Genomic DNA, 13,927 nt, shown 5'->3' on the forward strand with positions numbered 1-13,927 from the left:
TAACGTTTAATACTTCTGTATTAGATGCTTAGCAGTGTCAGAGCAATCTGCTAGTCTGCTAAATGGTTAGTCAAAAAGCCGCTCTCTTTGTTGAGAGCGGCTTTTTTATGAGTGGCGAAATTTATTAAAAATAATGACTATAAAACGCCTATTTATTTCTCATACACATGAATTTTCATAAAGTATAAATCATTAATTATGTTGTTACAGCAAAAAATCATCTTAAAACTTGCATTCTAATTAAAGATAGGTATAATTATCAGCCTTAACACCCATAGGCGATTGGCTCAATTGGTAGAGCATCGGTCTCCAAAACCGAGGGTTGTAGGTTCGAGTCCTACATCGCCTGCCATCTTTGTATTATATCTTTGCTGTACCCTACCATCTCCAAAGCGAGTCCTTTATGAGCACTAATCAGGATAACCTCGATAATAAGTTATCTGATGCCAAGGCGACGGCTGGTGGAATGCTGACTAAAAATAACCATACATCGGCGAATAGCACTTCTGCCGTTGAAGTGGCTAAGACAGGGTCAGCGAAAGATGTCATGTTATGGTTACTTGCCATTGCAGTTTTAATCGGTGCGACTTTAGTTAATCAATATTTACCGGGCTACTGGCAACCTGCCAATGACCTTTGGGTACGGGTTAGCATTATTGTCGCCCTTTTTGTATTTGCATTAGTATGCTTGGCACTGACCCATCAAGGTCGTGCATTCAAAACTTTATTAAAAGACGCTGCTGTTGAATTACGCCGTGTAACTTGGCCAAGTAAAGACGAAACCTTTCAATACACATGGCAAGTTATTGTTGTGATTGCTATTGTTGGATTCTTTATTTGGGTATTAGATAACTTTTTTAATTGGTTTGTTGGCTTGTTTATTGGTTAGACAGGCAAAGTTGAGTGTCAAATCGTATACTGCGAGTCACCTCAACTGCTGATGTTTAATGCAGTTTTTTACTTATAACGACTTATTTATAAAGATCAGGAGCGTGACATGCGTTGGTATATTGTCCAAGCGTTTTCAGGATATGAAAAACAAGTGCAACGTTCATTAATCGAGCGCATCAATCGCAGCGAATTTGCTGAATTTTTTGGTGACGTATTGGTTCCTACTGAAGAAGTCGTCGAAATGAAAGATGGCAAAAAGCGTAAAAGTGAGCGTAAGTTCTTTCCAGGATATGTATTAATTCAAATGGAAATGAATGACAATACTTGGCATATTGTTAAAGAGTGTCCACGTATTATGGGCTTTATTGGTGGTACACCAGAGACGCCGGCTCCTATCACTCAAGTAGAAGCGGATCGTATCTTAAACCGTCTGAACCAGACTGAAGCTACTCCACGTCCAAAGACTCTATTTGAGCCAGGCGAAGAATTATTAGTAATTGATGGTCCATTTACCGACTTTAAAGGGTTGGTAGAAAAAGTGGATTATGAGAAATCTAAATTACAATTGACCGTAAACGTATTTAATCGACCCACTCAGGTTGAACTTGAGTTTAGTAAAGTTGAAAAACTAGACTAAACAACCACAAACCGGGGAGCTGTTGCTTAGTGACTTATTGACACTAGACTGGCGTTATCACCCATTTAGGAGACAGTTATGGCTAAGAAGATTGATGGTTACATCAAACTACAAGTCCCTGCAGGTAAAGCAAATCCTTCACCACCGATTGGTCCAGCATTGGGTCAAAAAGGCGTGAATATCATGGCTTTCTGTAAAGAATTTAATGCTGCGACCTCAAGCCAAGAGCCAGGTCTACCGATCCCAACCGAGATCACAGTATACAGCGATAAGTCTTTTACTTTTATCATGAAGTCTCCACCAGCTGCGTTCTTACTACGTAAAGCTGCTGGCGTTGCTAAAGGTTCGGGTACACCAAATATCGCTAAAGTTGGCACTGTGAACCGTGCTCAACTTGAAGAAATTGTGAAGACTAAAGATGCAGACTTAACCGCAGCTGACCTTGAAGCTGCTGTTCGTACCGTTGCTGGTACTGCCCGTTCAATGGGTATTACCGTGGAGGGTGTATAATGTCTAAGCTAACTAAACGTCAAAAAGAAATCAATAGCCGTATTGAAAACGAAAAATTATACACTATTGAAGAAGCAGTACAGATCTTAAACGATCTACCAGCACTAAAATTCAAAGAGTCTATCGATATTGCGGTAAACTTGGGTGTTGATCCACGTAAATCTGATCAAGTCGTTCGTGGCGCAACTAACCTTCCTGCTGGTACTGGTAAAACTAAACGCGTTGCTGTATTTGCTCAAGGCGCTGCTGCTGAAGCCGCTAAAGAAGCGGGTGCTGACATCGTTGGTTTTGAAGATTTAGCAGAATCAATCAAAGCCGGTAACATGGATTTTGATGTAGTTATTGCTGCTCCTGATGCTATGCGCGTTGTTGGTCAATTAGGTACAATCTTAGGCCCACGTGGTTTAATGCCTAACCCTAAAGTCGGTACGGTAACGCCTAACGTTGCTGAAGCGGTTACTAACGCTAAAGCGGGTCAAGCGCAGTATCGTGTTGATAAAGCGGGTATTATTCATACCACTATCGGTCAAGTTGGATTCACTGCTGAACAAGTCATGCAAAATGCCCAAGCGCTAATTGCTGATCTAAAGCGTGCTAAGCCTGCGACTTCTAAAGGTATTTTCATCAAAAAAATTACTATCTCTAGCACTATGGGCCCAGGCATCACTATTGATCCTATCCCTTACCGTGTTAATAAATAAGATAAGTAAACAATATACGTGCTTATTATCCCAATTTTCTAAATAGAATATTGTAAGTAATAAGCACCAATAAATTTTAAAAAATTAGGTCAGTGTAGCAGTCGCTACGCTGTCTAAGACCGTAGGTAGAAAGCATTTTAGTAGTATTGATAACTATTTTAAAGTTGTTCGCAATTCATAAAGTTGTTATTAGTACTAATAAGCTGGTTTTGTTAATCGACGATAGATGAAAGTCTTAGTTGGCCTACGCAGACGGTGGCCCATACAGTTTAAGACAGGAGCAGATAAGCTAGCATTTATGTTAATTTATCACTCAACGTCATTCTGATAACGGTGCCGTAATCAGGCATTAATTGTAAGCAGAATGCTTATAATTAATGTGTCGTATCAAGTTAGTCTTATTTCATATCTAAGTTGTTAAATACTTCGGTTTTTAACGATCTGGATAGTAAACAGACTGATAAGATTAAGGAGTCAACTATGGCATTAACGCTAGAACAAAAACAACAAGTTGTGGCTGAAGTGTCTGAAGTTGCTGCTAATGCGTACTCAGTGGTAGCTGCCGAGTATCATGGTATTGGTGTTGCAAAGCTTACTAAGCTGCGTGAACAAGCCCGTGATAAAGGCGTGGTTTTGAAAGTGGTAAAAAACACCCTAGCAAAACGCGCTTTTGAAGGTACTAGCTTTGAGTGTATGTCAGATAGTATGACTGGTCCATTACTTTTGGCTTTCTCAATGGAAGATTTGGGATCTGCAGCTAGAGTCATTTTCGACTTTAGTAAAGATCACAAAGCCTTAGAGACCAAATTGGTATCAGTTGGTGGCGCATTATTTGGTCCAGAAGAATTAGAACGTGTAGCGAAGCTTCCAACTCGCGACGAAGCGCTTTCTATTTTAATGGCCACACTGAATGCACCAGTGACCAAACTTGTCCAGACTATGAACGCAGTTCCTGGCAAATTTGTTCGTACTGTAGCAGCAATCAAAGACGCAAAAGAAGCTGCTTAATTGCTTGTTTTAACGTAACTTTAACATCGCTGATTGTAGTTTATTGCCAACCCTATTATAAAATTTGGCAAGCAATCCAAGCGATATTAAAATCAATTAATTTTTATCAGATAACGGAGAGTTCTCATGGCACTATCTAAAGATGATGTGTTAAACGCAATCGCTGAAATGTCAGTAATGGATATCGTTGAACTAATCAGCGACATGGAAGAAAAATTCGGCGTAACTGCTGCCGTTGCTGCTGCTGCACCTGCTGCTGCTGCTGCTGGTCCTGCTGCTGAAGAGCAAGACGAGTTTGACGTTATTCTTGCCAGCTTTGGCGAGAAAAAAGTTGCTGTAATTAAAGCCGTACGTGAAGCGACTGGTCTTGGCCTAAAAGAAGCGAAAGATTTGGTTGAAAGTGCTCCAGCACCAATCAAAGAAGCGGCTTCTAAAGCTGACGCTGAAGAGTTGAAAAAGAAACTTGAAGAAGCTGGCGCAACTGTTGAACTAAAATAAGTTTGATACTGTACCAAAAAAAGCTGGTAATGCCTTGCATTATCAGCTTTTTTTTATTATAATCACTAGCTTGACCTTTTGTGTCTGCCAGCATAATTACGCATCACCATGGTGGATACCCATCAAAAGGACAGACAACATATATGCAAGCACGCAAACCTGTTATTAAATTTTTTGATGTAGGCTAAACGTCAACTAGATGTTTGGCGATTTTTTGCGTCTGCATGTTTTCTTGTTGCTTTTATAATTTCTATTGGCTTTAGTGTTTATATCGTTTCTAGTAAACCGTAATATTTACTTATCCTAAAAGACTCACTTTTAGCTAGTCTAGCATGGTTTGACTGACAGTACTTAGGCTCATAGACTGTAAACGCCGATAACCACGTTGGTAACATCATAGAGTTTTTTTAGTAGCCTAATTAGATTTGAGCAATATCAGTCAAAAAATAATTATAGTATTAGCGCCAGGCGATTGACGAATTTTTATTTTTGATTCGATTTGATTGCTATCTATATTTTAAAGATTATTTCTATTATTATCGTTTACGTCGCTAAGTTTGCATAGTATTTGTGCAGGCTGGCCACGCTTTAATTTGTATCCACGTTTACTGTAAGGACTCTCGATGGCATATTCTTATACTGAAAAAAAGCGTATTCGCAAAAGTTTTGCTGAATTGCCTACTGTGATGGACATTCCCTATTTATTGTCTATTCAAGTAGATTCCTATGAGCGCTTTTTGCAAGAGCATAAAAAGCCTAAAGCTCGTGAGAATACTGGTTTGCAAGCTGCATACTCTTCTATTTTTCCAATTGAGAGTCACTCTGGTAATGCTGAGTTACAATTCGTTGAGTATTATTTAGGCACACCTGAGTTTGATGAGCGTGAATGTATTTTGCGTGGCTCAACTTTTGCAGCGCCGATGCGTGTTAAAATTCGCTTAATTATCAAAGATAAAGACAGCAAAGATAAAGACAGTAAAGCGGCGATTAAAGATATTCGTGAGCAGAGCGTCTATATGGGTGAGATGCCATTGATGACTAATAACGGTACCTTTATTATTAATGGTACTGAACGAGTTATCGTCTCTCAGCTACATCGTTCACCGGGTGTGTTCTTTGATCATGATAAAGGCAAGTCGCATTCGAGTGGTAAAGTACTTTATAACGCACGTATTATTCCTTACCGTGGTTCATGGCTTGACTTTGAATTTGATGCTAAAGACTTAGTTTTTGCTCGGATTGACCGTCGCCGCAAATTGCTGGCATCAATCATTCTACGTGCATTAGGTCTGAGTACCTCTGAGATTTTAGATTTGTTCTTCGAAAAAGTAGCCGTTTATAAAGGCGAAGAGCAATTTGAGATCGATTTAGTTGCTGATCGCTTGCGCGGTGAGATGGCCCAGTTTGACATCGTAACGCCTGCAGGTGATGTGGTTGTTGAGCAAGGTAAACGTATTAATGCACGTCGTATTCGTCAGCTTGAAGAAGCGGGTATGACTCGTATTGCTGTGCCTGATGAATATCTATATGAGCGTATTTTAGCCGAAGACATCATTGTTAACGATGAAGTAATTGCTAAAGCGAACACCTTAATTGACCATGAGTTACTGGTGAAATTAAGCGCGTTTGAAGCCAGTGACTCTATCAAAGAAATTAGTATTCTGTTTACTAATGATATCGATCAAGGCAGTTATATTGCGGATACTTTGCGTGCTGATAGTACCTCAACTCGTGAAGAAGCCTTGGTTGAAATTTATAAAGTCATGCGTCCAGGTGAGCCACCAACCATTGATACCGCTGAGAAACTGTTTGATAGCATGTTCTTTAATGCGGATCGCTATGACTTATCAAACGTTGGTCGTATGAAGTTCAACCGCCGTTTGGGTTTAGAGTTCAAGGATACTGATGATCCTGACATCCAGCGTGAGCGTAGTGTTTTAACTAATAATGACATTGTCAACGTTCTAAAAGAATTAATTGAGATTCGTAACGGTCGCGGCGAAGTCGATGATATTGACCATTTAGGTAACCGTCGTATTCGTTCAGTAGGCGAGATGGCGGAAAACCAATTCCGTGTCGGTCTAGTGCGTGTTGAGCGTGCCGTAAAAGAGCGTTTAAGTTCAGCCGAAACAGATAACCTGTCTCCACAAGATTTGATTAACTCGAAGCCAGTTGCCGCTGCTGTGAAAGAATTCTTTGGTTCAAGCCAGCTGTCCCAGTTTATGGATCAGAACAATCCGTTGTCTGAAGTGACTCATAAACGCCGTGTATCCGCTCTAGGACCTGGTGGTCTGACTCGTGAACGTGCAGGCTTTGAAGTACGTGACGTCCATGATACTCATTACGGCCGCGTATGTCCGATTGAGACTCCTGAAGGTCCAAATATTGGCTTGATTAACTCATTGGCCACCTTTGCTAAAACCAACAGCTTTGGCTTTTTAGAGACGCCTTATCGTCGCGTAGTTGACGGTAAAGTAACCGACATTATTGAGTATTTATCAGCCATTGAAGAAGTAGGCACTGTCATTGCACAGGCTGATTCACCAGTGACTGAAGACGGCGCTTTAAGTGACGAGATGGTTAGCGTACGTAGCTATGGCGAATTCGTTCGTATGCCGCCAGAAAAAGTAACACATATGGATGTGTCACCTAGTCAGGTAGTATCGGTAGCGGCAGGCTTAATTCCATTCCTAGAGCATGATGATGCTAACCGTGCCTTGATGGGCTCGAACATGCAGCGTCAAGCCGTTCCCACATTACGTGCTGATAAGCCGTTAGTAGGTACCGGTATGGAACGTCACGTTGCGCGTGACTCAGGTGTTTGTGTTATCGCCAAGCGTGGTGGTGTGATTGAAGATGTTGATGCATCACGTATTGTGGTTCGTGTTAATGAAGATGAGATGATTGCTGGTGAAGCTGGTATTGATATCTATAACCTCGTTAAATACACGCGCTCAAACCAGAATACTTGTATTAACCAACGTATTATCGTCAACCAAGGCGACGAAATCGCTTTAGGTGATATCTTAGCTGATGGTCCTTCAACGGATCTTGGTGAGTTGGCCTTAGGTCAGAACATCCGTATCGCATTTATGCCGTGGAACGGTTATAACTTCGAAGACTCAATCTTGTTGTCTGAGAAAGTGGTTAAAGAAGATCGTTTCACCACCATTCATATTCAAGAATTAACGTGTGTGGCTCGTGATACCAAATTGGGTACTGAAGAGATCACTGCTGATATTCCAAACGTCGGTGAAGCCGCTTTATCGAGTCTTGATGAAGCAGGTATCGTTTATATTGGTGCAGAAGTTGATGCCGGTGATATCTTAGTTGGTAAAGTGACTCCAAAAGGTGAAACACAACTGACGCCAGAAGAGAAATTGCTACGGGCTATTTTCGGTGAAAAAGCGGCTGATGTTAAAGACACCTCACTACGTGTACCAACATCAAGTAAAGGTACGGTTATTGATGTACAAGTATTCACTCGTGATGGTGTCGAAAAAGATACGCGTGCGCGTGCTATTGAAAAGTCACAGCTTGACAGCTATCGTAAAGATTTAAAAGAAGAGCTACGCATCTTTGAAGAAGCAGCACGTGGCCGTATTGGTAATCTCCTCAACGGGCAAAAAGTGAGCGGTGGTTCTGGTCTAAAAGCGGGTACTATTATGGCAGCCGCTGACATGAAAGAGATGAGCCTTGAGACGTTACTTGATATTCAGCCTGTCGAAGAAGAAATATCTGAGCGTCTCACGCAAATCGCTGAATATTTAGTCGATAAGCAAAAAGATATCGATAGTAAATTTGCTGAGAAAAAACGCAAATTGACCGCTGGTGATGATTTACAACATGGCGTACAAAAAATTGTTAAGGTTTATTTAGCAGTTAAGCGTCGTATCCAGCCAGGTGATAAAATGGCGGGTCGTCATGGTAACAAAGGGGTGGTATCGCGCATTATGCCAGTCGAAGACATGCCTTATGATGAACATGGTAATACGGTCGATATCGTACTGAATCCACTGGGCGTACCGTCGCGTATGAACATCGGTCAGGTACTTGAGACTCATTTAGGTATGGCTGCAAAAGGTTTGGGCGAGAAAATTGACGGTATGCTGAAAGCCCAAGCAGCTATTAAAGATTTGCGTGATTTCTTAGACCAGATTTACAATAAAGTTGGTGGTGAAAGCGTTGATTTAGATAGCTTGACTGATGATGAAATCATGACCTTATCAGATAACCTACGTGCAGGTGTACCGATGGGTACGGCAGTATTCGATGGGGCGCATGAACATCAAGTCAAAGACTTGCTAGAGCTTGCAGGTCTATCAAGAGATGGTCAGCAAACCTTATATGACGGACGTACGGGTCAGAAGTTTGACCGTAAAGTAACGGTTGGTTATATGTATATGCTCAAACTTAACCATTTGGTTGATGATAAGATGCATGCGCGTTCAACGGGTTCTTATTCATTAGTCACGCAGCAGCCACTTGGTGGTAAAGCTCAGTTCGGTGGTCAGCGCTTTGGTGAGATGGAAGTGTGGGCACTAGAAGCTTATGGCGCCACGTACACCTTGCAAGAGATGCTAACCGTGAAGTCGGATGACGTTGAAGGTCGTACACGTATGTATAAAAACATCGTCGATGGTGAGCAGTACATGGATCCAGGTATGCCTGAGTCGTTTAACGTACTGACTAAAGAAATCAAATCATTGGGTATCAATATTGAGTTAAAACAAAGCAATTAATGTTATAAGCGTGAAGGTTTTAAACTTGATTGTTAAATAAAAGTAGTACGCTCATTGCTGCTGCTTTTAGTGATTTATCTCAACCCTATTCATTGCCTTCATTCATCTTATTCGCGATGCTTTTTATGCCGCTTTTAGATGATTATAGAGATAACGGAGAAGCAACTTGAAAGATTTACTCGATATCATGCAAAGCCCTACCGGCAACGGTAACCAAGAGTTTGATAGTATTCAAATTACGCTCGCCTCACCTGACGTTATTAAGTCATGGTCGCACGGTGAAGTTAAAAAGCCTGAAACGATCAACTATCGTACGTTTAAGCCTGAACGTGACGGTCTGTTTTGTGCCAAAATTTTTGGCCCTGTAAAAGATTTTGAATGTTTGTGTGGTAAGTATAAGCGCCGTAAATTCCAAGGCGTTATCTGTGAAAAATGTGGCGTTGAAGTCACAACCGCTAAAGTTCGCCGCGATCGTATGGGTCATATTGACTTAGCGAGCCCGGTTGCGCATATTTGGTTCTTAAAATCATTACCAAGCCGCATTGGTTTGTTACTTGATATGACCCTGCGTGATATCGAGCGTGTTTTATACTTTGAAAGCTATATCGTGACTGAGCCAGGTTTGACCAGCTTAGAGAAGTATCAGTTATTAGACGATGAAGATTATTTTAAAGCGCTTGAAGAGTTTGGTGACGAATTTGTTGCTAAAATGGGTGCGGAAGCCGTCCGTGATTTGTTAAAAGATATCGATTTAGATATTGAAATTGACGAGCTGCGCGAAGCTATTCCACAAACTGGCTCTGAGACTAAGCTTAAGAAAATGTCTAAGCGTCTTAAATTATTAGAAGCATTCCGTGACTCTAATAATAAGCCTGAATGGATGGTCATGACCATCTTGCCAGTATTGCCACCGGATTTGCGTCCTCTAGTACCGCTAGAAGGGGGCCGTTTTGCGACCTCAGATTTGAACGATTTATATCGCCGCGTGATCAATCGTAACAACCGTCTTAAGCGTCTGCTTGAGCTGAGCGCTCCTGATATTATTGTACGTAACGAAAAACGTATGCTACAAGAATCAGTGGATGCCTTGCTTGACAACGGTCGCCGCGGTCGCGCGATTACGGGCAGTAATAAGCGTCCATTGAAGTCTTTGGCTGATATGATCAAAGGTAAGCAAGGTCGCTTCCGTCAAAACTTACTTGGTAAACGTGTTGATTACTCTGGCCGTTCAGTCATTGTAGTAGGTCCAACGCTACGTTTGCATCAGTGCGGTTTGCCGAAGAAAATGGCACTTGAATTATTTAAGCCATTTACTTATAACAAGCTATTATCACATGGTTTGGCTACCACGATTAAAGCCGCCAAGAAAATGGTCGAACGTGAAGAGCCACAAGTGTGGGATATGCTAGCGATGGTTATCCGTGAGCATCCAGTATTATTGAACCGTGCACCAACGCTTCACCGTTTAGGTTTACAAGCGTTTGAGCCGGTATTGATTGAAGGTAAAGCCATTCAGCTGCATCCATTAGTTTGTACCGCATTCAACGCTGACTTTGATGGGGATCAAATGGCCGTTCACGTGCCATTGACGCTAGAGGCACAGCTTGAATCACGTGCTCTGATGATGTCAACCAACAATATCTTGTCACCTGCTAACGGTGAGCCGATTATTGTACCGTCACAAGACGTGGTTTTGGGCTTGTACTACATCAGCCGTTCATCAGTAAATGCCAAAGGCGAGGGCATGATTTTTGCCACCGTCAACGAAGCATTACGAGCGATTGGCTCTAATGATTTGCATGTAAACGCTAAAATTAGAGTAAGGGTTACTGAAACGCATATTGATGATGACGGCAATCATACTAAAGAGACCAGCATCAAAGATACCGTTGCCGGTCGTCTGCTCATCTGGAACATCATGCCTATTGGTATGGTATTTGATGAATGCAACCAAGAGATGACCAAAAAGAATATCTCAAAATTGATTAACTCGTGCTATCGCAAGATGGGCGTTAAAGACAGTGTTATGTTTGCTGACCAATTGATGTACTTAGGGTTTGCTCAAGCAACCTTGTCAGGCGTATCTATTGGTCTAGACGACATGGTTATTCCACCAAGCAAAAAACAAATCATTGATGTTGCTGACGCTGAAGTTCGCGAAATCGAAGATCAGTTTGAGCAAGGTTTTGTTACTGCTGGTGAGCGCTATAATAAAGTAGTCGATATCTGGTCACGTACCAATGACAAAGTCGCAAAAGCGATGATGGATAATTTGGCAACCGACAAAGTAATCAATGCGCAAGGTGAGGAAGAAGAGCAAAAATCTTTTAACTCTATTTTCATCATGTCAGATTCTGGTGCTCGTGGTAGTGCCGCACAGATTCGTCAGCTTGCCGGTATGCGTGGTTTGATGGCAAAACCGGATGGCTCAATTATTGAGACGCCGATTAAAGCCAACTTCCGTGAGGGTTTGACCGTATTACAGTACTTTATTTCAACCCATGGTGCGCGTAAAGGTCTAGCTGATACGGCATTGAAAACGGCTAACTCAGGTTATCTGACGCGTCGTTTGGTTGATGTAGCACAAGATTTAGTTATCACTAGTGATGACTGTGGTACTGAGGTTGGTTTACTAATGACTCCGCACATTCAAGGTGGCGAGATCATTGAGAAGCTTGGTGATCTAGTGTTGGGTCGTGTGACCTCACGTGATGTGACTTATAATGATGATGCCGATAAAATCTTAATTCCAGCGGGTACTTTAATCGATGAGCATTGGGTTGATACCCTTGACGAAAATGCCATTGATGATATTTGGGTACGCTCAGTGATTACTTGTAATATCGCGCACGGTGTTTGTGCGCAGTGTTATGGTCGTGACCTTGCTCGTGGTCATAAAGTTAATATCGGCGAATCAGTTGGTGTTATGGCAGCCCAGTCTATCGGTGAGCCAGGTACTCAGTTAACCATGCGTACTTTCCACGTGGGCGGAGCGGCAAGCTCAGCATCAGTGGACAACAGCATCTCTGTACGTAATGCGGGTCAAGCCCATTTCGAAAATATGAAAACGGTTGAGCATATTGATGGTCATTTAGTTATCGTATCGCGCTCAGCTGAAATTGCTTTAACTGATGAGCTAGGTCGTGAGCGTGAGCGCTATAAAGTTCCTTACGGTTCAAGCGTGCTTGTGAAAAACGAAGATCATGTTGAAGGTGGTCAGACTATCGCTAAATGGGATCCGCACACGCATCCTATTATCACTGAATTTGCTGGTAAAGCACGCTTTAGTGATATTACCGATGGTTTAACAGCGACTGTAAAAGTTGATGACGCCACTGGTATGAGCTCGTTTGAGATTCTGGCGACGCGTGATCGTTCAAGCTCAGCAAAAGACTTACGTCCTGCTATTATCTTGAATACGGATGCGGGTAAAGAAGTGGTTTACTTCTTACCTGCTGAAACTATCATTCGTGTTGGCGATGGTGAAGAAGTGGCTGCTGGTTCAATCCTGGGCCGTGTACCACAAGCTTCGTCAGGTACCAAAGATATTACCGGTGGTCTACCACGGGTTGCAGATTTATTCGAAGCACGTCGTCCAAAAGATCATGCCATCATGGCAGAGATGAGTGGTGTCGTCAGCTTTGGTAAAGAGACTAAAGGTAAAAACCGCTTTATCATCACTAATGAAGACGGTGAAGTACATGAAGAGCTGATTCCAAAATGGCGTCAAATCAACGTCTACGAAAACGAGACAGTAGCACGCGGTGAAGTTATCGCTGATGGTCCACAGAACCCACACGATATCTTACGTCTGAAAGGTCAGACTGCGCTTGCTAACTATATTGTTAACGAAGTTCAAGACGTTTACCGCTTGCAGGGTGTAAAAATCAACGACAAACACATCGAAGTTATTATTCGCCAGATGCTGCGTAAAGTTGAGATTACTGATGCCGGTGATTCAAATCACTTTAAAGGTGATCAGGTTGAATATGTTGATATTAGAGCTCTAAATGACAAGCTCACTGCGGAAGATAAATTCCCAGTTCAGTATGAGCGTCAATTGCTGGGTATCACCAAAGCTAGCTTGGCAACTGAAAGCTTTATTTCAGCAGCATCGTTCCAAGAAACTACGCGTGTACTAACAGCAGCAGCAGTGACTGGTAAAGTTGATGAGTTACGCGGCTTGAAAGAGAACGTCGTTGTAGGTCGCTTGATTCCTGCCGGTACTGGTCTTGCTTATCATAAAGCGCGTAAAGAGAAAGCGGAGCAGAAGCTGCTCGATAAAGACATCAATGCAGCGTTTGATATGACAACTGCTAATAGCGACAATAAAGACTTTTCTAGCTTTGACGAAGCCTTTGCACAAGAGCTCAGCCAAGGCAGTCAAGCTGAATAGTTTTAAGTTAATCTAGGTGGCATTTGTCTATTAGATAGTATTTAACTAGTTAGTAAAAGTAATGTAAAAAAGCCAGCCTTGTTGCTGGCTTTTTTACGCATTGCAGAAAGTGAGAGAATAAATCACATTACTAAAATAAAAAAGTAAAGCGACGTTTAAGTATACTGAAATCTTAAGGCTAGAATAATATTGTATAGTTTACGAAGATTATATTATCAAGGCTTCAAATAGTGAATTGTTCTAAGAGAATACACTGAATGATTTTTACGACTTCCAAATTCGTATGTCTGTAACTACGATTGATATAAAACTAAGAGAGTTTATTATTCACGCCGTTATTTTAACAAATCAGTAGGTGTTAAATTAATAGGTACTAACTTACATATCAACTTACACTTAGCATCAGCCGTTTTTAGAGATGAGGTTATTAATATTAATAACTTTTAATATAGAAAAGTATTACAAAGTACAAAGTTTTTTTAGTAAGACAGGTAGGATAGTGATCAGTTTAGTATTATTAGCAACGATGTTTTTATAAAGCGAC

The 13,927-nt window shown here is 41.6% G+C and carries 8 protein-coding genes and 1 tRNA gene; all 9 read left to right on the forward strand.

Going from position 1 to position 13,927, the window contains the following annotated elements; genetic code table 11:
* The first annotated feature begins 276 nt into the window (after positions 1–276).
* The 9 genes from ES754_RS09200 to rpoC all read left to right on the forward strand — a co-directional run bounded on the left by ES754_RS09200 (position 277) and on the right by rpoC (position 13,383).
* Positions 277–352 (forward strand) — tRNA-Trp (locus tag ES754_RS09200).
* Between the two features lie 51 nt (positions 353–403).
* Positions 404–889 carry a preprotein translocase subunit SecE gene (gene secE, locus ES754_RS09205; protein WP_147223911.1) on the forward strand — a complete coding sequence of 162 codons (486 nt, stop codon included), beginning with the start codon at positions 404–406 and terminating at the stop codon, positions 887–889.
* A gap of 108 nt (positions 890–997) precedes the next feature.
* Positions 998–1,528: a transcription termination/antitermination protein NusG gene (gene nusG / locus ES754_RS09210; RefSeq protein WP_147223912.1), complete on the forward strand. Its 531-nt coding sequence runs from the start codon at positions 998–1,000 to the stop codon at positions 1,526–1,528.
* A gap of 78 nt (positions 1,529–1,606) precedes the next feature.
* The gene (gene rplK, locus ES754_RS09215; RefSeq protein ID WP_147223913.1) at positions 1,607–2,038 is read left to right on the forward strand and encodes a 50S ribosomal protein L11; all 432 of its coding nucleotides are present in this window, start codon (positions 1,607–1,609) and stop codon (positions 2,036–2,038) included.
* A complete protein-coding gene (gene rplA, locus ES754_RS09220) occupies positions 2,038–2,739 on the forward strand; it encodes a 50S ribosomal protein L1 (protein ID WP_147223914.1) in 702 nt (233 codons plus the stop codon). Before rplK ends, rplA begins: the two co-directional genes overlap by 1 nt.
* A 480-nt stretch (positions 2,740–3,219) precedes the next feature.
* Positions 3,220–3,747 carry a 50S ribosomal protein L10 gene (gene rplJ / locus ES754_RS09225; protein ID WP_147223915.1) on the forward strand — a complete coding sequence of 176 codons (528 nt, stop codon included), beginning with the start codon at positions 3,220–3,222 and terminating at the stop codon, positions 3,745–3,747.
* A gap of 126 nt (positions 3,748–3,873) precedes the next feature.
* Positions 3,874–4,245, forward strand: a complete 372-nt coding sequence (gene rplL, locus ES754_RS09230) for a 50S ribosomal protein L7/L12 (RefSeq protein WP_147223916.1) — start codon at positions 3,874–3,876, stop codon at positions 4,243–4,245.
* A gap of 623 nt (positions 4,246–4,868) precedes the next feature.
* Entirely contained in the window at positions 4,869–8,987 is a 4,119-nt protein-coding gene (gene rpoB, locus ES754_RS09235; protein ID WP_147223917.1) for a DNA-directed RNA polymerase subunit beta, read from the forward strand.
* Positions 8,988–9,153: 166 nt separating this feature from the next.
* Positions 9,154–13,383 (forward strand): DNA-directed RNA polymerase subunit beta', encoded by a 4,230-nt coding sequence (rpoC, locus tag ES754_RS09240; protein WP_147223918.1) that lies wholly within the window; start codon positions 9,154–9,156, stop codon positions 13,381–13,383.
* Positions 13,384–13,927 lie beyond the last annotated feature (544 nt).

It is taken from the genome of Psychrobacter frigidicola (genome assembly GCF_007997305.1).
GTDB classification, from domain to species: domain Bacteria; phylum Pseudomonadota; class Gammaproteobacteria; order Pseudomonadales; family Moraxellaceae; genus Psychrobacter; species Psychrobacter frigidicola.